Annotated in this window: 21 protein-coding genes and 1 tRNA gene; 12 read left to right on the top strand and 10 right to left on the bottom strand. The window is 36.7% G+C overall.

Features of this window, described 5'->3' with window-relative positions; all coding sequences use genetic code 11:
* Positions 1–51 precede the first annotated feature (51 nt).
* Entirely contained in the window at positions 52–1,800 is a 1,749-nt protein-coding gene (locus tag EPR_RS01510; RefSeq protein ID WP_200763364.1) for a peptidoglycan D,D-transpeptidase FtsI family protein, read from the bottom strand.
* Positions 1,801–1,952: 152 nt separating this feature from the next.
* Here EPR_RS01510 and EPR_RS01505 point away from each other — a divergent pair, with 152 nt between their 5' ends.
* Both EPR_RS01505 and murG read left to right on the top strand, forming a co-directional pair.
* Positions 1,953–3,128 carry a peptidoglycan glycosyltransferase FtsW gene (locus EPR_RS01505; RefSeq protein WP_200763363.1) on the top strand — a complete coding sequence of 392 codons (1,176 nt, stop codon included), beginning with the start codon at positions 1,953–1,955 and terminating at the stop codon, positions 3,126–3,128.
* Positions 3,125–4,174, top strand: coding sequence for an undecaprenyldiphospho-muramoylpentapeptide beta-N-acetylglucosaminyltransferase (gene murG / locus EPR_RS01500; protein ID WP_234697145.1), 1,050 nt, complete (start codon positions 3,125–3,127; stop codon positions 4,172–4,174). Before EPR_RS01505 ends, murG begins: the two co-directional genes overlap by 4 nt.
* Here the strand turns inward: murG and panC are convergent.
* A complete protein-coding gene (gene panC, locus EPR_RS01495) occupies positions 4,163–4,984 on the bottom strand; it encodes a pantoate--beta-alanine ligase (protein WP_200763362.1) in 822 nt (273 codons plus the stop codon). The two genes, murG and panC, sit on opposite strands and share 12 nt — an antisense overlap.
* A 79-nt stretch (positions 4,985–5,063) precedes the next feature.
* On the opposite strand from panC, the gene prfB reads away from it, so the two are divergent.
* From prfB to EPR_RS01475, 4 genes are all read left to right on the top strand, one after another.
* The gene (gene prfB, locus EPR_RS01490; protein WP_200763361.1) at positions 5,064–6,179 is read left to right on the top strand and encodes a peptide chain release factor 2; all 1,116 of its coding nucleotides are present in this window, start codon (positions 5,064–5,066) and stop codon (positions 6,177–6,179) included.
* Between the two features lie 84 nt (positions 6,180–6,263).
* A complete protein-coding gene (locus tag EPR_RS01485) occupies positions 6,264–6,704 on the top strand; it encodes a hemerythrin domain-containing protein (protein ID WP_200763360.1) in 441 nt (146 codons plus the stop codon).
* 86 nt (positions 6,705–6,790) lie between these two features.
* Positions 6,791–7,051 (top strand): DUF2249 domain-containing protein, encoded by a 261-nt coding sequence (locus EPR_RS01480; RefSeq protein ID WP_200763359.1) that lies wholly within the window; start codon positions 6,791–6,793, stop codon positions 7,049–7,051.
* Between the two features lie 7 nt (positions 7,052–7,058).
* A complete protein-coding gene (locus EPR_RS01475; RefSeq protein WP_200763357.1) occupies positions 7,059–8,318 on the top strand; it encodes a hypothetical protein in 1,260 nt (419 codons plus the stop codon).
* 339 nt (positions 8,319–8,657) lie between these two features.
* Here EPR_RS01475 and EPR_RS01470 read toward each other — a convergent pair whose 3' ends face one another.
* A complete protein-coding gene (locus EPR_RS01470; RefSeq protein ID WP_200763355.1) occupies positions 8,658–9,920 on the bottom strand; it encodes a P-loop NTPase fold protein in 1,263 nt (420 codons plus the stop codon).
* A 170-nt stretch (positions 9,921–10,090) separates the two neighbouring features.
* Between EPR_RS01470 and EPR_RS01465 the strand changes: the two genes are divergently transcribed.
* The 5 genes from EPR_RS01465 to EPR_RS01445 all read left to right on the top strand — a co-directional run bounded on the left by EPR_RS01465 (position 10,091) and on the right by EPR_RS01445 (position 14,227).
* The gene (locus tag EPR_RS01465; protein WP_200763353.1) at positions 10,091–11,077 is read left to right on the top strand and encodes a hypothetical protein; all 987 of its coding nucleotides are present in this window, start codon (positions 10,091–10,093) and stop codon (positions 11,075–11,077) included.
* Between the two features lie 97 nt (positions 11,078–11,174).
* On the top strand, positions 11,175–11,330 hold the full coding sequence (locus EPR_RS01460) for a hypothetical protein (RefSeq protein WP_200763351.1): 156 nt from the start codon (positions 11,175–11,177) through the stop codon (positions 11,328–11,330).
* 196 nt (positions 11,331–11,526) lie between these two features.
* Entirely contained in the window at positions 11,527–12,876 is a 1,350-nt protein-coding gene (locus EPR_RS01455; protein ID WP_200763349.1) for a hypothetical protein, read from the top strand.
* A 9-nt stretch (positions 12,877–12,885) separates the two neighbouring features.
* A complete protein-coding gene (locus EPR_RS01450; RefSeq protein WP_200763347.1) occupies positions 12,886–13,212 on the top strand; it encodes a helix-turn-helix domain-containing protein in 327 nt (108 codons plus the stop codon).
* Positions 13,148–14,227 carry a site-specific integrase gene (locus EPR_RS01445; protein ID WP_200763345.1) on the top strand — a complete coding sequence of 360 codons (1,080 nt, stop codon included), beginning with the start codon at positions 13,148–13,150 and terminating at the stop codon, positions 14,225–14,227. The genes EPR_RS01450 and EPR_RS01445 overlap by 65 nt, the downstream gene beginning before the upstream one ends.
* A 77-nt stretch (positions 14,228–14,304) precedes the next feature.
* Here the strand turns inward: EPR_RS01445 and EPR_RS01440 are convergent.
* From EPR_RS01440 to mqnP, 4 genes are all read right to left on the bottom strand, one after another.
* A tRNA-Arg gene (locus EPR_RS01440) sits at positions 14,305–14,381 on the bottom strand.
* Between the two features lie 68 nt (positions 14,382–14,449).
* Positions 14,450–15,433 (bottom strand): cytochrome-c peroxidase, encoded by a 984-nt coding sequence (locus EPR_RS01435; RefSeq protein WP_200763343.1) that lies wholly within the window; start codon positions 15,431–15,433, stop codon positions 14,450–14,452.
* A gap of 18 nt (positions 15,434–15,451) precedes the next feature.
* Positions 15,452–16,159 carry a uracil-DNA glycosylase family protein gene (locus tag EPR_RS01430; RefSeq protein WP_200763342.1) on the bottom strand — a complete coding sequence of 236 codons (708 nt, stop codon included), beginning with the start codon at positions 16,157–16,159 and terminating at the stop codon, positions 15,452–15,454.
* Positions 16,152–17,015, bottom strand: a complete 864-nt coding sequence (gene mqnP / locus EPR_RS01425; RefSeq protein ID WP_200763341.1) for a menaquinone biosynthesis prenyltransferase MqnP — start codon at positions 17,013–17,015, stop codon at positions 16,152–16,154. The genes EPR_RS01430 and mqnP overlap by 8 nt, the downstream gene beginning before the upstream one ends.
* Positions 17,016–17,080: 65 nt before the next feature.
* Between mqnP and miaA the strand changes: the two genes are divergently transcribed.
* Positions 17,081–17,983, top strand: coding sequence for a tRNA (adenosine(37)-N6)-dimethylallyltransferase MiaA (miaA, locus tag EPR_RS01420; RefSeq protein WP_200763340.1), 903 nt, complete (start codon positions 17,081–17,083; stop codon positions 17,981–17,983).
* Positions 17,984–17,993: 10 nt separating this feature from the next.
* Here the strand turns inward: miaA and nuoN are convergent, their stop codons facing one another.
* From nuoN to nuoL, 3 genes are read right to left on the bottom strand one after another with little or no spacing between them, the layout of a single operon-like run.
* Positions 17,994–19,481 (bottom strand): NADH-quinone oxidoreductase subunit NuoN, encoded by a 1,488-nt coding sequence (gene nuoN, locus EPR_RS01415; RefSeq protein WP_420827464.1) that lies wholly within the window; start codon positions 19,479–19,481, stop codon positions 17,994–17,996.
* Complete coding sequence (locus tag EPR_RS01410) at positions 19,478–21,004, bottom strand: NADH-quinone oxidoreductase subunit M (RefSeq protein ID WP_200763338.1); 1,527 nt, start codon at positions 21,002–21,004, stop codon at positions 19,478–19,480. The genes nuoN and EPR_RS01410 overlap by 4 nt, the downstream gene beginning before the upstream one ends.
* Before the next feature lie 11 nt (positions 21,005–21,015).
* The gene (nuoL, locus tag EPR_RS01405) at positions 21,016–22,905 is read right to left on the bottom strand and encodes an NADH-quinone oxidoreductase subunit L (protein WP_200763337.1); all 1,890 of its coding nucleotides are present in this window, start codon (positions 22,903–22,905) and stop codon (positions 21,016–21,018) included.
* Positions 22,906–22,909 lie beyond the last annotated feature (4 nt).

Raw genomic sequence — 22,909 nt, 5'->3', positions numbered from 1 at the left:
CAAAAATTTATTTAATTGAGCCATCTGCATATTGCCGCGCGAAGATTTAAACTAAAGCTTTGGAGTTAACCTACCCTCTTCTATCAGTATCTTGACAACCTCTCTGAAGACCGGAACTGCCGTTTGAGAGGCGAAGTAGACTTTTTTCGGTTTTATTACTGTTACTCCTATTGTGTAGCGGTTCTTTTCATCATTGGCAAAACCGAAAAAGGAGCTGTTGTAACTTCTGACATACTTTCCCTTCTCAACCATATGCGCAGTTCCCGTTTTGCCGCCAATAACAAGACCTTCAATTCTTGCCGCCGTTCCCGTACCCTTTTCAACCGTTTTTATAAGAATTTTCTGCATCCTGCTTGCGGCACCGATAGAGAGAACCTTTTTTTGTTTAGGTCTTGGAAGTGCATACTGTTTCTGATTTTGGGTGCTAAGAAAATTGGCCAGTCTCGGTACTGCTGCTTTTCCATTGTTATTAAACACATTATACGCATACATAAGCTGCATAAATGTTGCTCTCATGCCGTATCCATATCCTACCGTTGCTTTGTATATTTCACTTTTGAGCCGGCTTGGATTCGGAATTGATCCTATATGTTCATAAGGAAGGTCGATACCTGTCTTTTGCGAAAAACCGAATTTTTTAAGCCCGTAATAAAAATCTACATTCGAGAGCTTTTGTGCAAGCTGTGCTATACCTATATTGCTCGAATAGACTATCACGTTTTCCGCACTCATCCACTCCTCTTTATGTTCATCCGTTATGATTTTTCGCCCCAGCTTGTATCTACCGTTATATGTCCTTACTATATCGTACGGATTGACAAGTCCCTGTTCCAAAAGCAACGCGAATGTTACGGGTTTCATAACAGAGCCAGGCTCGAACGTATACTCTATCGCTGCGGCATTTAGTGATTTGTAATCTCTTTTTCTTATCGATTTTGGATCAAATCTGTTAGAACTGGCCAAAGAGAGAATTTTACCGCTTCTTGATTCCATTACACAGGCTATTATCTCATCCGCATTTAACTCTTTTTTCATTCTGTCAAGCATATTTTCTATATTTTTTTGAAGTTTCAAAGATACATTCAGGTGAACATTGAAACCGTCTATTCTCTTTTTGATTTTTGCATCACGATTCAAAATAATATATCCCGCCACATCTCTGTAACCTTTTAACAAACCGTCCTGTATGGGCTTCAGCTTCTCTTCGTAATACTTCTCTATTCCCTTGACACCTGAAATTTTTGTATATCCCTCATCCTCAAATTTTCTCACATACCCGATAACAGGCGTAAGAATATCATCATATGCATAAATTCTGCTCTCTCCACTCTCCGTCACCGAAAGACCCTGTTTTATACTTCTTCCTCCTACGATATATTCCACAAAAACATCCATTTTATAAAGTTTTCTCGCAAGCTCTTTAAGATAGTTTGCCTGTTTCGGGTCAAGAGAATACGAAAGGACAACTGTGCCTTTTCTGCTGTTTAATATTTTCCTTATTTTCTTCTCGTTTATTCCGCTGTATATGGAAAAAAGCTTTATAAAAAGCTCTTTTTTGCCAGGGTCTATACATTTCGTATTTACACTTGCTTTGTAGAGTTTTTTCGAAGACGCGATGTTGAAACCGTCACTGCTTATAACAGAACCTCTTATCGCCCTGTTTTTCTCACTTATCTGTAAAGAGGGAAGTTTTCTCTCATCGATGATAATTTTGAAAACAACAAGTAAAAATATGATAAAACCGAAAACAAGAAGGCCAAAAAGCGAGATAATCTTCAGAAGTTTATTAGGAATTTTCATCAAAAGTTTTTCTTTTTGGATTGATATCTTTTCGAAAGCAATTCAAAACTTAATAATTTTTTTTGCAAACAGTCGCTAAAATGATAACTCTAAGCATATAAATATTTACTTAATATTTTATGCTCTAAACCAAACAAATCTGAAAGCAGCGGATGGTCGACAGAACTCTTTTTATCCTTGCCGCAATTCTCATAACAACAGGAATTGTCTGTTCATACTCTTTTACAACATATACGATCTTACACTACGGATACAATGAGTTCCATTTTGTAGTAAGACAGCTTATAGCCGGTATAGGCGCTATTTTTATAATGTGGTGGCTATCTAGAAGAGATCCGGCAAAATGGACAAACTATCTTGGCATTTCAATATTTCTGATATTTTTTATATTGATGTTTATCATGTATTTTCTACCTTCAAATATGGTAACCAGTGCCGGCGGTGCAAAAAGGTGGATAAGGTTTCCCGGATTTTCTCTGGCTCCGGTTGAGTTTTTTAAAGTGGGATTTGTCTATTTTCTGGCATGGAGTTTTTCGAGAAAATTTTCCGCTTCAGACAAACCGAAAAACCTCATCGAAGAGATAAAACTGATAACCCCTTATCTTTTTGTATTTTTCATAGCTGTTCTTCTGATAGCCGTTCTCCAAAACGATCTGGGTCAGGTTATGGTTCTGGGGCTGACACTCAGCATAATGCTCTTTTTTGCCGGCAGGACATTTAAGCTTTTTGCCACCCTTATAGGTATAGCATTTACCCTTTTTGTTGTTTTTATATTCGTATCCGAGCACAGAATCATCAGAATAAAAATGTGGTGGGCAAACGCACAGAACTATATACTCAACTTCCTTCCAGAAACTCTTGCCGAAAAACTTAAAGTGAACGTAACGGAAGAGCCGTATCAGATATCGCACTCCCTCAATGCCATTCACCACGGAGGTATAACGGGAACCGGCCTTTCCGAAGGAAGTTTCAAATTAGGGTTTTTAAGTGAAATCCATACCGATTTTGTACTCTCCGGTATTGCCGAAGAGTTCGGTTTCATAGGAGTTTTTGCCGTTACATTGGTTGTGGTTTTACTGATACACAGGATATTTCGCATAGCAAACAGAAGTGAAGAACCGATTGACTACCTTTTCTGCATAGGAGTCGCTCTTTTGATAGGTTTTTCATTTATGATGAACGCTTATGGAATCAGCGGAATAACTCCTATCAAAGGTATCGCTGTTCCATTCTTAAGTTACGGTGGAAGCGCAATGCTCGCAAACGGTCTTGCACTCGGTATGGTTCTTATGATAAGCAAAAAAGTAAACAGCCGGAGAATTGAGTGAAAGAGAGCAATTTAACCTCGTCAGCCATCACTTCCAATCCTTCAATAGTCATAGCCGGCGGCGGAACGGGAGGCCACCTCTCTATCGCAAGGGCATTGAAAGAAGAGCTTAACAAAAGAGGTATAAAACCGGTCTATATAGGTTCGACTGCCGGACAAGACAGAAAGTGGTTTGAAAACGACGAGGGTTTTAAAGAGCGCTTTTTTTTCGAAACAAAAGGAGTCGTTAATCAAAAAGGTATAAAAAAAGTTTTCTCTTTGCTAAATATCTTCAAAGCATCGCTGAAAGCAAAAAAAATCATAAAAAAACAGGCTACAACAGCAGTTATCAGTGTCGGAGGATATTCCGCCGCTCCCGCCGGGTTTGGAGCAGTTATGAACAAAACGCCTCTGTATATACATGAACAGAATGCTATTATGGGAAAACTTAATCGCATTTTGGCACCTTTTGCAAAAGAGGTTTTCGGATCTTTTACAAAAAATCCCATTCCCTATCCGGTGTCACAAACATTTTTCAAAAAACAAAGAATCAGATCCGAAGTTAAAACGGTCATTTTTCTGGGTGGCAGTCAGGGAGCAAAATTTATCAACGATTTTGCCATCAAAATCGCGAAAGAGCTTGAAAAAAGAGATATAGCCATCATTCATCAAACCGGAAGCAGAGATTTTGACAGAGTAAAAAAGGAGTATGAAAAGGCCGGCATTGACGCTGATGTTTTCGATTTTGACAAAAATATCAGTCTGAAAATTGCCGAAGCGGATTTTGCCGTCTCAAGGGCGGGAGCAAGCACACTGTGGGAACTTGCCGCCAATGCTCTTCCGGCTCTTTTTATTCCTTACCCCTATGCAGCAGCCGACCATCAGTACTTCAACGCAAAATATCTAAGTGAGAGAAACGCCGCATTTGTAAAAAGAGAAAGCGAACTAAAGCCTGAAGATTTTTTCGATTTTTTAGAAACAGATATAAAAAGCATGTCTGAAAAACTGCAAGATATAGCAAAACCTGAGGGTGCAAAAATCATTATAGACAGGGTTTTAAACCCATAGGTTGTCTATAAGCCTCGTATTTCCCACTTTTGCCGCAACGAGTATGATTGAGTTCTCTTTTTGAATCTCGTCTATCTTTTCAAAGTCCCGGCTTACTATCTCGATATATTCAACCTCTATTGGTTTTAGGATCTCCTCCATAGCCTTTTTCAAAACATCACATTTTTTCTCACCGGCCATTATAAGTTTTCCTGCCCTCTTTAAAGATTTTGAGAGCAAAAGCGCCTTCTTTCTCTCCTCTTCGCTCAGATACACATTTCTGCTGCTCATTGCAAGACCGTCAGGCTCTCTTACTATATCGCACTCTTTTATCTCTGTATCCAAAAAGAAATCTCTGACCATTTTTTTTACCAGGTAGAGTTGCTGAGCATCTTTCTTGCCAAAATAGGCGATATCGGGCTTTACAATATTCAAAAGTTTATTTACCACTGTAAGCACGCCGTCAAAATGGCCCGGACGGTTTAAACCTTCAAGAATATATCCTTTTATTTTGGGAGCCGTCACTCTTGCTTCGTCATCAAAATATATATCTTTCACATCTGGCATAAAAAGATAATCAACACCCACTCTTTCACATACTGCTCTGTCTGCTTCATATTTTCTAGGATATTTTTCAAAGTCTTCGCCCGGCAAAAACTGAGTGGGATTTACAAATATGGACACGACAACTACATCGTTTTCTTCTCTTGCCTGCTTTATCAGCGAGAGGTGGCCCTGATGCAAAGCTCCCATAGTAGGCACAAATCCCACTTTTCCTTTTATCTCTTTTCTTGTTTTCATAAAATCTGTGGGATACTTTATTATCTTCATATTAAGCCTTTTTTCAGTATAATATCAATCAAAATTTAATCAAATTTTTTGAAATTATATCATTTTACAGGAGAAAAGCTTGGATAGCTACGAATATTCGGAACTCTTAAAAAGACTTGAAAAAAAGATAGAAAATATAAAAAATATCATCAAACCGGAAGTTATAGAAAAAAGACTCAAGGAGATAGAGCAGCTTGAAAGTAGTGAAGATTTCTGGAATGATGCGAAGAAGGCCGCAGCAGTCCAGAAAGAGAAAAACAGGCTTTCCCGTCTACTTGAAAAATATAACGAAGCAAAAAACGCCGTGACCGATGCTAAAGAGCTTTTTGAAATGGCTACGGAAGAGAATGATGAAGAGACTCTAGCTATGCTTTACGAAGAGGCCGATGACCTTGAACAGAAAGTCTCAAAAGTAGAAATAGAAGTGATGCTTAGCGGAGAAAACGACGACAAGAACGCCATAGTATCCATACACCCAGGAGCCGGCGGAACAGAGAGTCAGGACTGGGCAAGCATACTCTACCGTATGTACCTCAGATGGGCAGAGAGACACGGTTTCAAAGTGGAGTTGCTAGACTACCAGGAGGGCGAAGAGGCAGGAATAAAAGACGTGAGTTTCATCATAAAAGGCGAGAATGCATACGGATACCTGAAAACGGAAAACGGTATCCACAGGCTTGTAAGAATCAGCCCTTTTGACTCCAATGCAAGAAGACACACATCGTTTGCTTCCGTCATGGTATCGCCTGAAATAGATGATGATATCGATATTGTGATAGAAGACAAAGATATCAGGGTCGATACTTACAGAGCCAGCGGTGCGGGAGGACAACACGTCAACAAAACGGATTCTGCAATCCGTATCACACATATCCCCACCGGCATAGTCGTACAGTGCCAAAGCGATAGAAGCCAGCACAAAAACAGGGCAACTGCTATGAAGATGCTGAAATCAAGACTCTACGAACTTGAGCTTGAAAAGAGAAAAGCCGAAGAAGAGGGAATAGAAAAGAGCGAAATCGGATGGGGACATCAGATAAGAAGCTATGTTCTGGCTCCATATCAGCAGGTCAAAGACAATCGAAGCAACAAAGCGTACAGCAATGTAGAAGCCATTCTTGACGGTGATCTCGACAAAGTTATTGAAGATGTCCTTATAGCGGAAGCACAGAAGAGTTCAAAAGAGCAGGAGTGATTCTCTTTGACCAAAATCAAGAAAATAAAAAATGTAATTGGATAATATTTCAAAACAAAATTTTATCCATAAAAGGAATAAATCATGACAAGTATAAAAAACTTTATGACTCATGACCACAGAGAATGTGATAATATTTTCGCGCCGGTAGAAGAAGCGGTATTAAGTGGCAATTGGGATAAAGCTCTTGAGCTTTTTGTTCCTTTTCACAAAGCGATGCTAAGACATTTTAGCATGGAAGAAGAGGTTCTTTTTCCGGCTATAGAGGAAAAAACAGGAACAAGCGAAGGACCTACAAACGTTATGAGAATGGAACATAACCAGATAAAAAAAGAGATGATGGAAATGGCTGACGCAATAGAAAAAAAAGATAAAGAGAAATTTCTAGGACATGCAGAAACTTTTATGATTCTGGTTCAGCAGCACAATATGAAAGAAGAACAGATACTATATAATATGGCAGAACATGTATTGAGCGCAGAAAAAGACAAAATTCTTGAGGATATGCAAAAAGTAAAAGTATAAAAATCGGTGGAGGCAAAAATCTCTTTGCCTCTTAACTCTTAATCTTTATTTTTTACAATACACGAATTACATATAACGGAAAAATTATGAAAGAGATACTCATAGATACCAGAGACCTTGAACCGCCTGAGCCTATGCAGAAAGTCATGCAGGCTTTAAGAGAACTTGAAGAGGGCGAATATGTCCATATGGTTCATAGGTTTGCACCTCTTCCCTTTCTTGACATTCTTAAAAACAACGCTTTTGCCTACAAACTTTTCGAACACGAAAATGGAGCTGATCTGTATATCTGTAAAAATTCCGATACGGCGTGTATCGAATACATAAACAAAATAAAAAAGGGTTAAAGAACAGATGTTCACCGGACTCTCTCTTGACCAGGCACCGCCTTTTGAAGCGCCTCTTCGTTTTTTCCTGACAGCGCCTATTTTTGGTATTTTAGCGGCTGCTTTTATGTTTTTTTCCGATGCTTCAAGCTTTGCAAACAGATATTCGCCTGAAATGATAGCTACACTTCATCTAATAACTCTGGGATTTATGACAATGGTAATGATAGGAGCAATGCAACAGATGCTCCCTGTGCTTGTAGGGGTGAGATTTCCTAAACCTCTGTTGTTTGCAAAAATCATACATACCGCTCTTGTTTTGGGAACTCTTTTGATGGGCATAGGACTCTACTTTTCATTTTCAAAACTTCTTATGGCAGCATCTTTGTTTCTTCTTTTTTCCATAGGCATTTTTGCAATTGTAACGGGATATAAAGTATTTCGTTCTTCATATTCAAACCATACGGTATTTTCTATGAGATTTTCCATTATTTCACTTTTTATAGCCCTGCTTCTGGGAGTTCATATGCTTGTATCACTGGGACTCTCAAAAACAGGCGAATCTTTTTTAACCTTTGTGGACATTCATGCTCTTTGGGCTTTTTTCGGTTGGACAGGTCTTCTTATCATAGGAGTTTCTTACCAGGTGGTACCAATGTTCTATGTCACTCCGGATTTTTCAAACAGTATAAAAAAACTGCTGGCCCCTTTTATCTTTCTCTTTCTGTTTCTGACTTCTGCCACACTCTTTATAGACTTTTCTTACGTTTTTGGAGCTGTGCTTTTCTGTTTTCTATTCTTTGGTATAGCTACATTCAAATTGATAGAAAAGAGAAAGAGAAAACTGATAGACACAACGATAAACTACTGGAGAATATCATCTTTGCTGCTCTCTTTAGGAGGTGCGCTTTTTATTCTTTATCTGTTTATACCGAACGACTCTCTTCTATGGATAGCGTCGGTGACGCTTCTGTACGGTTTTGCAGTCTCTTTGATAAACGGAATGCTCTATAAAATCATCCCCTTTCTTGCATGGTTCCACCTGAGCAGTATGGGGTATTTTGATATTCCCACTATGAGAGAGATGATACCCGAAAAGAGTGCAAAACTTCAGATGATTTTACATATATTGGCATATCTGTCACTTCTTCTGCTACCTTTTGCACCTTTGACTAAACTCTCGGCACTATTAATAGCCATATCGAACATTATGCTTTTTATAAATCTTTACAAAGCGGTAAAAGTCTTTTTTGAGTACAAGAAGAAACCGAGTCCGATGGGAATATGAAATTCAGCACAAACTGAAGAAATATATAGAGATTATCAAAGAGATTATTCCTATAAAAATCTGCACTATAGTTCCCGATATAGAAATAAAGCGAGTTTTTAATTGCTTTGAAACTATTCGTGAGAAAACCATTAAAAATATAAACAGAAAAGCAAATCCGTTTATGCAGTTGTCATCCATAAATTTTCCTGGCATGAAGCACTCTGGCGCGCCCGGAGAGAGCTTAATTTAACCTTAAACAAAAACCACAAAAGACCATAAAATCGGACTTTCGCAATCCTGTCACTTTCTTGATTTTAGCATAATTTAGTTAATTTTGGGCACAGTTTGGGCACAGTTCTATAAAAGAATTCCTGTTTCAATAAAATTATTTATCTGATTAATATTTTCTACTTCTTGTTCAGTTTTATCTATTATACGAGAATATTTTTCATTTATTTTAGTCTGATTTAATATATTATAAACAAAAACATAATTATACAAATCATATAAATAATCCGAATTTTTTTCAATAGTTTCCAATAATACCTTGTACTGCTCCTGGTTTTTATTTCCTATTTCATAATAAACTCTATCTTTCAGGCGCGACAAAAAAGCCTCTTTTTTCAATTTGTTAGTTTTATAGTTATTTACAAATGTATAAAATACAGTTATCAAAAGTTCTGAAAAATTTTCAGAAAGGTTAGTTATAGGACTTTTTATATTCGATATTTTAATTGTTTCATGATAGATACTAAAAAATATCGTATTCAATACCAAAATTTTTAATGAATTATCATTAATTTCATACTTATTATTATACTCATAAACATTTTTAACTATTTGAATATATATTCTTGCATTGCAAACATCTGTCATATCAATAATTGAGAAAATTCTCTTATTTAACTCTTGATTTTCTTTATTTAAACTTGAGACTATTTGATCAAACAGATGTTTTTTATCAGGCCTGTAGTGAAAATATTTGCTTATACTTTTTTCTTTTACTCTTTTGAAAACTTTTGCTTCTTCATCTTTAAAAGCTTCACTATTTACTATAATAATCACTTTGCAATTGTATTCTATAGTTAAATTCGTTATAAAACCAAAAAGATCGTTTAAATTGACAGCAGTTGATTTTCTTTCAAAATCATCAAAACAGATAATGACTCCATCATTTAAAACTTCTCCCGCTTTTTGAAATTTTTTTTCGATATTTAACTCTTTAACTGTTTCAATAACTTTTTCAAAATTAAAACCTATTAAAGGACTAAAACCTGTAGATACTTGAGTAAATACCGAAAAACCTTTCTCTATAATATCTCTATTCTCATCATCGTCTTTTTTCCCTAAACTCAAATTATATGCTTTTAACAATAGTTCATTTTCAATCGCTTGTATTGAATCTTTTCCATACAAACTTATATAAATATTTTTCACTTTTTTTTCATTCAACTCTTTTCTAATATTGTCCCAAAAAAATGTTTTTCCGCTTCCCCATTCGCCTGAAATCATAGCAATTTTATTTTTACCAATATCGCTTAAAAGATAAGAGTTTTCATTTTCTATCAAATAAGTTTTTAGAAGTTTCACATAATTTTTTTCTGTATTCTCAATACCCATAAATAACCTCTCTTTAAAAATTCAAAAAATTTATAAATACTATAATACAATATAGTGATAAAAAAGTAATATTTTTTGAAATTTCATAAAGAAACAACTTGTCTTTTATTGTACAAAGATATAACATTTTAACTAATAGTATCAACTAAAAAGTTAACAAAAGGTTTAAAGTGATAAACAAAAAATATATTCTGCACGAATATTATGATTATTATGAACTGAAGCCAAACCTAAAAATAGGTATAAAAAATTCACCAAAAGATAAAACTGTTACTCATAATACAATAGAAGTTTTTAACCAATTTCATGAGCATAAATATGCTTCAATATTCTATCAACTTAAAAATCCTTTTTATAAACTACGGCAATATGAAAAAGTAGTATTTTTTGAAAACCGAAAAATATTTTTTCATACCTATTATGTTCTTTTTTTAATTTACAGATATCTCGAGTCGATAGATTTTTACAATTCAGATGAGTATGAAAACAGCTTCGCTGGATTAAAGAGCGATAAAGTCAAATTTAGAAAAAAATATAGAAAATTTAGAAAAGAAATTTTTGATATGTGTAACACTTTTCCAGGATCATCCAAAATATATGCAGTATTATTCAGAATGATGATCCATAACCGGCCGTTTACAGAGATTTTTTTAAATATATATACACTTATTCCCATAGAGCAGATCAAATTTAAAGAGGATGAAACTTGGATGAAATCAATTATAAAGAAAATATATTTATATTTTTCAAGTACTCCAATTCATTCTGAAGAAATTATATATAAGAGTTTGGCAATTGTTCTTAATGCATATTTTCGGCAAAAAATGCAGATCAAATCATCATATGCATTAAATATTGTAAATGAAATTTTATATATTTTATTTGGTTACTATATTAAAGAAAATTCTGCTGATCTACTTAGAAAAATTTATATCTCTGGTCGGTTAGGAGGACTTCCAATCTTTAAAAACAAAACTTCTAATAAAATTTATCCAGATTCTGTAATAGAACAGTATGATGATTTTTTTAAAGAATTAAAAAAAGAACTTCCAGAAATAAGCTTCATATCAATGGATGCAGAAAGATTTTTCAATGAGCATCCTATTAACATGTTTTTTCAATTATTTCCATCCGAATTTTTACACCCAGTTAAGTAAAAACTCCTCATTTTTTCTCATCAAATTTCTTTACAATTTTCCTGTTGCAACAAAAAACGACTGCCGGCAGTCTCCAAAAAATGCAAAAGGAGACGAAATGCTTATCCTAAAAGGTCATCTGCTGCACATATTCACGCAGGCAGATTATGTAAATAAAGAGACAGGTGAAGTTATCAAGTACAAAGGCAAAGAGAACAGTGATGTTGAAGTAGAGGTGGCGACTATCGGCAAATGCCAATTCTACGGGATATAGGCCGTAGCTTTGCGGAGGCCTGACAACGAGCTTGAAAGACTGCAGCCCGGGCGAGCTGCATCGAGGCGTCAGCTCCGGGAAGTTGCGCAGCATTGGAGAAGAGGCGCAATTTTGCGAAGAGGCTCCAATGCGGTGCAAAGTATAGGGGTATTAGTAACACCCCTATACAAAACACAAAAATAAAAAAGGAAAGAGTATGAAGTTAAAAACTGATGTCAAACTATTTGACAAACCAAAAACTATTTCCGGTATAGATACTCTATACTACTTTTTAGAGACCAACAAAAGATATGATGATCTGTATCTAAATATATTAGATCAGATAGAAACCACAAAAGATAATTACGAGAAAAACTATCTGAAAATAAAAAACAAAGATATTATCATAACCTTAAAAGATTTAACACTTGAATTTCTTGGCAATGCAGAAGGATTCATTTGGCTTCAAGATACAAACCGCTTTTTTAAAATCGGATTCAAAGACCCTTATACCAATAAAAATCTACACAATATAAGAGTACAGCTCCTGGCTGATGGAATATATACCATTGGCATAAAATCCATGCTTGCTTTGATAGAGGATATTCTGCAGGATTTTACAACTGCTTACAGGCCTGTAACAAGAGCTGATCTAAATACATTCGTCCAATATGATATGAGCTTTGTAAATAAGGATATGTTTGTTACAAGAAAACAGAAATCTGCACTAATCTATAAAGAACTTTACACCTCCAAAAGACTTGAAACTATATATATCGGCAAAAAACCCTTTATGCTTAGAATTTATGACAAAAGAATTGAAATGTTAAACAGCAGTAAATCAACATTGATGCAGGAATTCTTTCTAAATAACGCCTTCTCTTTGGAAGAGCCGATATTCAATATTGAATTTGAGATTCATAGGCAGTATCTGAAAAACTACAAGATAGATACCATAGAAGATCTTTTAAAAAATGCAGAATCACTTTTTAAAAAAGCAATGGATGAGATACGGCTTGCCTTGCCTGAAACTATAAAAGAAAAAAACAGGTACAGAGCAAAAACAGATCCTCTTTGGCTCCATATCAAAAACTCATATGAAATCAAAGAGTTTATGCAGATACAAACACCTCTTGAGAGAATAAAGTCAAAAAGCTATCTGTTTAACGAAGAGATGTTTATAGAGGAGCATATAAGACTTGCAAGAAAAGCAAAAGCTCACAATATATTCATAACCAAAGAGCTATATGAAGAGCTTTATGAAAAGGTGGAAAAGTCATTAAAGGCAAACAATCATTCAAAAGAAGACTTTTATACACCAATAATAATCCAAAAGCAAAACGGTGAGACAGAAAATCTAAGATTGCTGCAAAATGGAGAGATCATCAAGCCTTTAAAGTCAAGATCTATAAAGAGACTCAATAATTATGAACTATTGCAAGAGTATCAAAAAATATCAAAAGTGCTAAATGTTGACTCTAACAAAGATGATCTTATGAAGGCAAGACATCAATTGCTTTACGAGGAGATCGTAAAACGAAACCTTGAAGCCGAAATCAACATATAGGGGGAGAATATGGATATAAAGTTTGAAAATCTCAACAAAATAGAAAAGATTGAAAAGGATATAGAAGCTATTAAAAAAGCATTGACAAACAGCACTCAAAAAAGGTGGCTTAATGTAAAAGAGCTTAGCCAATATCTTGGATATTCTAAAGACAGGATCTATAAACTCAAGAATGAACAGTTCATAGAAAATATTCACTATTTCAAAAAAGCTGGTAAAATTTTATTTGACAGGGTTGCGATTGACGATTGGGTGGTCGGAAAGGAAAGAGATGACACTGACCAGTCGCAACGGCAGATTGTACATAACATTTTATCATCAATCAAAAAGATATAGAAAGTCTTTGGGATTAGACGACACCAAAGCCAATCGTAAACTCGCCCAGCAAAAAATCATACCGGAACTGCTTTATAAGCTTAACTCCGGTGAGTTCTTTGAAAATGAGAAACCAAAAGTGCCAACTGTCGGTGAATTTGCCAAAGTAAGTTTTGAAATCCACAGGCACGAAAGAAGAGAAATTACACAAAAAGACTATATCCAAAGGTATGAATGCCATATCAAGCCCTATTTTAAATCGAAAAGGCTTGATAAAATCAAACCCTCTGATATTGCCAAATGGCAAAACAGGCTCTTGGATAAAGTTTCGGGTTCAACATTGGCAAAGGTGAGAAAAATCTTCAATATCATTTTTGAAGATGCGGTTAGAGATGAGATTATTGAAAAAAATCCTTTTAAACTTGTAAAGTCTCCAAAAATAGAAGAAGTAAGAGAAAAACGTCCGTTCACCTTAGAGGAAATTTTTGCCATTTTAAATGCGATGCCCGAACACATCAGAGCTTTTTTTGCAACAGGCTTTTTCACAGGTATGCGCACAGGTGAGCTTATAGGTCTGAAATGGGAAGATATAGACTGGAAAGAAAAGGTCATCCAGATCAAACGCTCAAGAAGAAGAGGAAAAGACTATCTGCCCAAAACAAAAAACAGTATCAGAGAAATTGACATTATAGAACCTCTGATGCCTTATCTGCAAATGCACAGAGAGTTATCCAGAAAAAAGGCAATTTATGTTTTTGAAACCTATGAGAACAGACCCTTTAATACCTGTGATAAAATCAGTGCCTATTACTGGAAACCTACTTTAAAAAAATTGGGGATTCCTCACAGAAATCTATATCAGATGAGACATACATTTGCAAGCCTAATGATAGCAAATGGTGAAGATATCCTTTGGGTTAGTCAAATGCTTGGTCACAAAGACAGCTCAATGACACTACAAAAATATGCAAGATATATCAGAAGCAAAAAGAAAAAAAGAGCCACCTTTATATCAGATTTTCTTATATCTGAATAACACTTGCTGACACAGTTTGGGCACAGTGGAAAATCGCGAGACTAAAAGTCCCCTAAAATCGGGAGTATGAAGCACTCTGGCGCGCCCGGAGAGATTCGAACTCCCGGCCTACAGGACCGCAACCTGTTGCTCTATCCAGCTGAGCTACGGGCGCTTTGAGGAGTGAAATTATACCATAAAAGAGTGCAAAGGGAAAATTCCGGGATAACTCTTCAAAGCTTTTTACTGTGGAAATTCGTATGGTATTTCGATATCCGGTCTCTTGCCTGTCAGTGTCTCGAGAAATTTTACAACTTTTCTCACTTCATCCATACTCAGTCCCCTATCTCTGAAAAAAGGAGACCTTCCTTTCATATCTTTATACCTACCTCCATTGCCGCATATATAAACAGCCTCTTCAAGTGTATGCACCGAACCGTCATGAAAATATGGAGATGTTTCGGCCACATCTCTTAAAGTCGGCGTTTTAAAGCACCCTTTCCATATGGGATTTTTGGTTATTGCAAAAACTCCTGGATCCGAGTCACCAAGAGCAATGTTGTTCAGGCTTTCATTGGTAAAATTGAAGCCGCTGTGGCAGGATATACATTTGCCCTTGTTTCTAAATATCTCAAAACCCTCTTTCGCCTCCTCGCTTATAGCATTTTGATCTCCTTTAACCCATCTGTCAAAAGCTGACTCTGTAGAAACTACCGTTCTTTCAAAGGAGGCTATCGCTTTTGCTATTGTCTCTTTTGTTATGCCAATCCCCGGAAACGCCTTTTCAAAAAGTTTAACATACCCTTTTATATTTTTGAGTTTTTTGACCAGCTCTTCTGCAGAGATATCCATCTCTGCTTTCGCCTCAATAGGACCCAATGCCTGCTCTTCCAAAGACTCAGCCCTTGCATCCCAGAAAAATGTGTGAAGATATGCACCGTTTACTATAGTAGGAGTGTTTCTTGTACCCTTCCTTCCCTCAATTCCAACTGCCCTTGGTACTCTGTCTGTCCAGTAGTAGTACGGTATATGACAGGTGGCACAAGATACCGTATCGTTGCGTGACAGTCTCGGATCAAAAAAAAGCAGTTTCCCTAGCTCTATTTTCTCTTTTGTCAGGGGATTCTCTTTCGGAGCCGGAATGTAGTCCGGCCTTAGCCAGATGCTCATATCTGATGCAAAGAGATATATGCCAAATAACACTACTGCAAGAATCTTTTTATTCATTTCATTATCCGTTTAATATCATTGTCTCTTTAAAAGTTCCATTTTACCAAAAAAATCGAGTGCTTCTTTGTTTGTCACGAAACTGACATTGTATGGGTGTTCCATATGGTAAACTTTAAATTTTCTACTCTCTTTGATACTCAGTATATCTTTTGCCGCATTGCCAAAAAGTATAAGTTCCAGATCTCTGTTTTGAAGTAGTTCAAGAAGTTTTGCTATGAATGGATGCCACTTTTTCAGATGTAGCCTGGTATCTTTCTTTGATGTAAAAACAAGTGCTTTGTTAAGCAGAAGAATCCCATTTTTCTCAAAATTGTTTTTCAGATCCATTATACTTACTATAAGATCGTCTCTGTTTACTTTTTTAATAGCCTCTTTGGAAGTATCGGTCGGTGAAAGTCTTCCATCTGCCACAAGTGCCATTTTTACAAAATTTCTGAGACTAACTGCTCTATTGACCTCTTTGGAAAGGCCGTTTTTATCATCAAAGATTCTTTTTACTTTCGCATCGATAAATGCATATCCGATGGCGCTTTCGCGTCTGGGATACGGGTCCTGTCCGAAAAGGATATATTTTGTATTTGCAAGAGGCAGCGTTTTAAAGGCGTTGAACATATTTTCAAAATCGGGAAAATATCCGCTGTTTTTTTCAAGAAACTTTCTATATTCACTCTCCAATGAATCATATGCTTCTTCTACTATATCACCCCAGTCGTTCTTAAGCATATACTATCCTATCTATTACTATCAATATGAAAAATATGATGCCTAAATATCCGTTAACTGTGAAAAAGGCTCTGTCGATTTTTGTAAAATCGCGTTTTACTATCAAATGTTCATACCATAGCATAACAGCAGATATCAGTACCGCAAGATACGCAAAAAGTCCCAACCCGGCTTCTACGGTAAAAAAGAGCCAAAAGAGTACGGTAAGTGCATGGAATATCCTGGAAATAAACATTGTACAATCTGCACCAAACCTGGACGGAATAGAGTGTAGGCCCTCTTTTATGTCAAACTCCATATCCTGCAGGCTGTATAACAGGTCAAATCCGGCTACCCAAAACATAACTCCGAGAGAAAGGAAAACCGACCACATGGTAATTGAAGCTTTTACCGCAACCACACCCGCTATCGGAGCGAGACCCAAAGAAATACCTAGAATTATATGGGCCGTGTAGCTAAATCTTTTAAAATATGAGTATGCTCCCAAAATCAGCAGAATCGGAAAAGAGAGCATAAATGCAAGATCATTTATAAAATAAGCGGTTACAATGAATATCAGGCCGTTTATCGCTATGAAAAGCAGTATTTTACTCTCGTCTATTCTACCGTCTACACTGGGTCTGTTTGCAGTTCTGGGGTTTTTGGCATCGATGTCTCTGTCAAGATACCTGTTAATACCCATGGCAAAGTTTCTGGCACTCGCTGCAGCTAAAAGTCCCAAAAATAGCAATCTCCATCCAAACCATCCATCTGCAGCCACTACCATAGCTATAAATATAAACGGAAGTGAAAATACAGTATGTTTGAACATGACAAGTTCATTGAAATCTCTTAAAACTTTCAGTATCCTATCCATAAAAATAACTCCATAAATTATTAAACGATATTGTATCAATTAATAGTTTAAGTTATAATTCGAACATGATTGAGATAGCAATAATTGGACCAACCGCTTCCGGAAAAAGCGACCTGGCACTGAAAATAGCAAAAAAACATAACGCCTATATTCTCTCTTTGGATAGTCTTTCTATCTATAAAGAGATTGATATTGCGTCAGCCAAACCTTCTAAAGAGGAGCTCAAAAGCGTAAGGCATTTCGGCATAGATGAGATATATCCAGATGAATATTTCAGTGTGGAGAGATTTTTTGATATTTACAAGGAAGCAAAAAAAGAGGCCTTGAAATCTGATAAAAATCTTATTATCGTAGGAGGAACACTCTTTTACCTCAAAAGTATGATAGAGGGTATTTCCAAATTACCAAAAATAAGTAAAGAGAGTATTCAAAAAAGTGCCAAATTGTTAAAAAATCCTAAAGCTGCATATGAGTTTTTGAAAAAAATCGATCCTCTTTTCGCAAAGAAGATAACACCTTCAGACAGATACAGAATCGAAAAAGGATTGAACATCTTTTTTGAAACAGGTGAAACTGCGACTGATTACTTTGAAAAGCATCCCAGAATCGCTTTGACAAAAAATATAAAAATTTATGAAATTGATATCAACAGAGATATTTTAAGAGAAAGAATAGCAAAACGAACAAAAAAGATGCTTCAATCAGGACTCATTGACGAGGTGGCATATCTGGAGAAAAAATACACAAGATTGCCCAACCCTATGGGTGCAATAGGGATAAAAGAGACGCTTGAATATCTGGACGGAAAACTTACAAAAGAGGAACTTTTTGAAAAAATATGCATAAACACGGCAAAATTGGCAAAAAGACAGCAGACTTTCGCAAGGACACAGTTTAAAGACAAAATATCGGCAGATATAAGCAGTCTGGAAGCTGAAATTGCAAACAGTTTTCAAAATCGGGCATAAGCCCGATTTATTAAAATCCGCTTATTTTAACGTAATAAGTAATATACTCCATAAGAGGGGATACAGCCAAAGTAGCCAGGATTGTTGTGATAGCTGAGAAACCCACAATAGTTTTCAAAGAGAGTGATGTGTTTTTAAAATAGATCGTCTCTTTATCCACAACTGGCTCTCTCATAAACATATAGACTATAAGTTTAAGATAATAGTAGGCTGAAATAGCACTGTTTATAGCCATTATTACAGCTAAAACAATATAATCGGCATTTACGGCAGCACTCATTATATAAAGTTTGCCCCAGAAGAGTGAAAACGGCGGAACGCCGGCAAGGCTTAGCATAAACATTGCCATGATTGTTGCGGCAACCGGCATTATATGTACAAGACCCGAAAATTTTGAATAAGGATGGTCAAATCTTTTATCCCATATCTGACTTTTATGTCTTGATATCCATAGCATAGTAAATGCACCCAGGTTTGTAAACAGGAAAAGTACCCAATAGAGGAAAAGAGCACTGTTTGCCTGCGTTGTACCTATCATTATGGCAGCCATTACGAAACCGGCATGACTAATTGAGCTGTAGGCAAGCATTCTTTTAACATCATCCTGAACCAGAGCGACAATGTTTGAAAACGTCATTGTTATTACAACACCTATATATAGAATATCCCTTACCCACATCACTTCACTATGGATCAAGAACTCAAACAGTCTTATAGCTACGACAAAACCTGCAAGTTTCGGCACTACGGACATGTATCCGGCAAGAGCCGCACTCGCTCCCTCATATACATCAGGCGTCCATGTATGAAAAGGCACCATTGAAAGCTTAAAACCAAGAGCGGCTATCATAAAAGCAACTGCGGCTAGAACAACCATTATAGGTTCATATCCTCTCTCGGCAAGAACTTCGGCAATTTTATATATCTCTACACTGCCTGTGAGGGCGTAAAGCAGAAGTGAACCGAATGCATAGAAACCGGCAGCCAAAGCACCCATTGTAAAATACTTTATGGCTGCTTCGAAGGATTTTTCTCTGTTATGCATAGCAATCATCGTATAAAGAGCAAGACTTGCAGTCTCAAGACCCACAAATATCAGTATCAAGTTATCTGTCGCGACCATAAACTGAAATCCGCTCACCATAAATAAAAAGAGCGCAAAAAACTCCGGCATTGAAAATTCATGAAATCTTTTAGACGTTAGTGCAAGCGGAATAAACAGCATAGAAGCAAAAACCATTATAATCTGAGAAAGTATTGCAATGCCGTCTACAAGCATAACGTCGAAAAAACCTCTTTGGTTTACTTCAAGACCTATTATCGCTCCCAAATCAACAAACAAAAAGAGAATTGCAAGCATTACATAAAGCGATTTGTGCAGATTTTTTGCCACAAGGTCTATACAAAGAATAGTCAAACCGCCGGCAATGGCAATTAGCATAGGAGCTAATGTTACTAAATTGAGTGATTCCAAACTTACGTTAATAGGCTCCATTATTTCGCCTCCACTTCCGCTCTGTTAGAGCTTAAAATCTCTTTTGCTTCTTTAGTTATAGCCTTTTTATCCATCAGTTCCAAAAGATTCTGAACACTGTTATCGATCGGACCGAGTACAGGTTTTGGGTATACGCCGAGCCAGACAACAACAAGAACCAGAGGAATAAGAGAAGTTAACTCTTTGGCGTTCAAATCTGACAAAGTTTTGTTCTTATCATTTGTAATAGGACCAAAAAATGTTCTTTTATAAAGAGTCAGCATATAAACTGCACCCAATACTATTGAAAAACCGGCCAAAAGTGTCATCATAGGAGATATTTTATAAAATCCCAAAAGACTCAAAAACTCACCTACAAAACCGATTGTCAGAGGAAGTCCTACAGAAGCCATCAGCATTATTCCAAATATAGTAGCATATGCCGGCATAACAGAAGCCAGACCACCAAACTCATTCATAAGTTTCGTATGGCGTCTGTCGTAAATATTACCTACGAGCATGAACAGCGCCCCACTCACTATACCGTGGCTCAGCATTAAAAATATAGACCCGCCTATTCCCTCGGCGTTCATAGCAAAGGTACCCAGAACAATAACACCCATATGAGATATTGAACTGTATGCGATTACCTGTTTAATATCTTCTTGAGCATACGCAACCATAGCGGTATATATAATCATGATAAGAGACAAAATTGCTATAGGCGTTATAGCAGCTACAGCCGCATCAGGGAATATCGGCAATGAAAGTCTGACAAAACCGTATGTACCCATTTTCAAAAGAACCGCAGCAAGTATCACAGAACCGATAGTCGGTGCCTGACCATGAGCATACGGAAGCCAAGTATGGAACGGAAACATCGGGACTTTGATAGCAAGTCCGATAAAAAATGCCAAAAAGAGCCATAGCTGAAGGTCAAATGGAATTATAAGTCTATGCCAGTCAGGAATTGCGAAACTTATCGTTCCTGTAGCTTCATAATAAAGATATGCCATAAAAAGCATACCGATAAGCATTATCAACGATCCGGTAAAGGTATATAGGAAAAATTTAATAGATGCATAGATTCTAAGATTACTACCCCAGTACCCTATAATATAAAGCATAGGGACTAGAGAGAGTTCCCAGAAAATGTAGAAAAGAATCGCGTCAAGAGAAACAAAGACTCCAACCATTGTCATTTCAAGAAAAAGTAGAGAAATTATAAGATTCTTGAGATTCTTGGTTATAGTCAGTGATATTAAACCTATTAATGTTATAAAAGTAGATAGCAGTATAATAAACAATGATATACCGTCAACACCAAGATAATAGCTGACACCAAATTGAGGAATAAGTGGCACAATTTCAACAAACTGCATACCGCCATTTGCAGAATCGAAACCCAGCCACAGCCACAAAGACAATATAAATTCTATAGCAGCAACTGTTATGCCGTACGTCCTTATACTGTCCTTTTTTACAATAAACCCGAGCATTCCGGCAAGTGCCGGGAAAAATACCAATACAGATAAAATATGACTCATCAACTATCTCCTTACCTTACCGGACTGTAAAAAATTACAAAAAGAAGAAGTATCAACAGACCTATAACCATCCATCTGAGCATTTTGGATAGATTACCGCTCTGAACCACTCTTCCTTTTTCACCTGTTTTGTATATAACATTTGCAATAAAATCAACCGTTGCGTCAACTATTCTCATATCGATATCTTTCCAAGCTATTTTGGAAAGTTCAGCATACGGTTTTGCAATAACTTCTTGATATATTTTCGGAATGTAATACTGATTAAAAAGAAGTTTATAAATAAATGTCTCTTTCCATTTTTCGCTGAATCCGCCTCTGCTGTATTTGTAAACTGCCAGCCCGATGCCACTTAGAGCGATCAGCGTTGTAACTCCGATCAGAGCATATGTTACAAGGCCGTGTGCATGAAACTCATATCCGGGAAGAAGCTGTGTCACAAAATGTTCAAAGCTCTCTTCGAAAAAACCGGCAATGATAGCCAATAATGCCAATGGAGCCATAGCCGCCAGCATATACCAGTATGCTTCATGTGGATGAAAACCGAATTTTTTATATCTCTCTTCGCCGAAAAAGACAAGCATTACAAGTCTAAAACTGTAAAAGGCTGTCATACCGGCAGTAACCCAAAGAACAAACCATAAGATATAGTGGTGCGAATCGAATGCAACTTCAAGAATTTTATCTTTACTGAAGAATCCCGCAAAAGGATAGATACCGGCTAGTGCTACAGATGCAATTATCATCATTATTGCGGTCCATCTCATCACCTTGTGGAGCCCACCCATTTTAAATATATTAAGCTCATCATCCATAGCGTGCATAACATTACCAGCACCAAGGAACAGAAGTGCTTTGAAAAATGCATGTGTCATCAGGTGGAAAAGTGCTATCCAATAAGCACCAAGGCCTGCTGCCACAAACATATATCCAAGCTGACTCAATGTAGAATAGGCAATAATTCTTTTAAGATCCTGATTGACCAGCGCCATAGAAGCCGCAAAGATTGCGACAAAAGCACCAAGACTAGCAATAAAAAATCCCACATCAGGAATCATAGAATAAAGAGGGAATGCCCTTATTACAAGATAAACTCCTGCAGTAACCATTGTAGCCGCGTGAATCAAGGCCGATACGGGAGTCGGACCTTCCATCGCATCTGCAAGCCATGTATGAAGCGGAAACTGTGCAGATTTACCCATAGCCCCGATGAAAAGAAATATTCCTATCATCGTAACAAGGGAAATATTCAAAACTGATACTTCTTTAAAAACAACATCATACTGAAGGCTTCCCACATTCCAATATATAAGGAAGAGGCCGATAAGCATACCCAGGTCCGCTATTCTATTCATAATGAACGCTTCATTAGCAGCCCATGAAGGACTAACAGACGGATTGACATCTCTTGTTTCATCTTTTTTGTGATACCAAAAACCGATAAGAAGCCATGAACAAAGACCGACACCTTCCCATCCTATAAAGAGACCGGCAAAGTTGTCGCTCATCACAAGAACCATCATTGAGAAAACGAAAGCCGACAGATAAGAGAAAAATCTGTTGAAACTTTTATCATGCTTCATATATCCGATCGAATATACATGTACCAGAGCGGAAACCGTTGTAACCGTTACCATCATAATAGCTGATACGTTATCAACGACAAATCCAAACGGAATATCGAGTCCCCCTACTTTTATCCACTCAAATAGCGTTACATGGACAATCTCTCCAGTACTTGATACGTAATAAAGTAAGTACAGTGAGCTGAAAAGAGAAACAAAAAGCAGTGCCGATGTAACAATTCCGGTAAAAAGCTTTTTCGGTTGTGCACCGAAAATAGCTGCAAATAAAGAACCGACTAACGGTGCAAAAAGTGCAATATATAGATATTTTTCCATTCCT

Source organism: Nitrosophilus alvini (genome assembly GCF_015100395.1).
GTDB classification, from domain to species: Bacteria; Campylobacterota; Campylobacteria; order Campylobacterales; family Nitratiruptoraceae; genus Nitrosophilus; species Nitrosophilus alvini.
This window is presented reverse-complemented; position numbering and strand designations above follow the sequence as displayed.

Bases quoted from the DNA above. Each gene is read 5' to 3' on its own strand.
- EPR_RS01475 (WP_200763357.1), top strand. From the start codon at position 7,059: ATGTTCACCGGACTCTCTCTTGACCAGGCACCGCCTTTTGAAGCGCCT.
- EPR_RS01410 (WP_200763338.1), bottom strand. From the start codon at position 21,004: ATGAGTCATATTTTATCTGTATTGGTATTTTTCCCGGCACTTGCCGGA.
- EPR_RS01505 (WP_200763363.1), top strand. From the start codon at position 1,953: ATGGTCGACAGAACTCTTTTTATCCTTGCCGCAATTCTCATAACAACA.
- EPR_RS01445 (WP_200763345.1), top strand. From the start codon at position 13,148: ATGACACTGACCAGTCGCAACGGCAGATTGTACATAACATTTTATCAT.
- panC (WP_200763362.1), bottom strand. From the start codon at position 4,984: ATGAAGATAATAAAGTATCCCACAGATTTTATGAAAACAAGAAAAGAG.
- EPR_RS01435 (WP_200763343.1), bottom strand. From the start codon at position 15,433: ATGAATAAAAAGATTCTTGCAGTAGTGTTATTTGGCATATATCTCTTT.
- EPR_RS01460 (WP_200763351.1), top strand. From the start codon at position 11,175: ATGCTTATCCTAAAAGGTCATCTGCTGCACATATTCACGCAGGCAGAT.
- EPR_RS01455 (WP_200763349.1), top strand. From the start codon at position 11,527: ATGAAGTTAAAAACTGATGTCAAACTATTTGACAAACCAAAAACTATT.
- EPR_RS01480 (WP_200763359.1), top strand. From the start codon at position 6,791: ATGAAAGAGATACTCATAGATACCAGAGACCTTGAACCGCCTGAGCCT.
- EPR_RS01430 (WP_200763342.1), bottom strand. From the start codon at position 16,159: ATGCTTAAGAACGACTGGGGTGATATAGTAGAAGAAGCATATGATTCA.
- EPR_RS01485 (WP_200763360.1), top strand. From the start codon at position 6,264: ATGACAAGTATAAAAAACTTTATGACTCATGACCACAGAGAATGTGAT.
- EPR_RS01450 (WP_200763347.1), top strand. From the start codon at position 12,886: ATGGATATAAAGTTTGAAAATCTCAACAAAATAGAAAAGATTGAAAAG.
- mqnP (WP_200763341.1), bottom strand. From the start codon at position 17,015: ATGGATAGGATACTGAAAGTTTTAAGAGATTTCAATGAACTTGTCATG.
- EPR_RS01470 (WP_200763355.1), bottom strand. From the start codon at position 9,920: ATGGGTATTGAGAATACAGAAAAAAATTATGTGAAACTTCTAAAAACT.
- EPR_RS01510 (WP_200763364.1), bottom strand. From the start codon at position 1,800: ATGAAAATTCCTAATAAACTTCTGAAGATTATCTCGCTTTTTGGCCTT.
- miaA (WP_200763340.1), top strand. From the start codon at position 17,081: ATGATTGAGATAGCAATAATTGGACCAACCGCTTCCGGAAAAAGCGAC.
- nuoL (WP_200763337.1), bottom strand. From the start codon at position 22,905: ATGGAAAAATATCTATATATTGCACTTTTTGCACCGTTAGTCGGTTCT.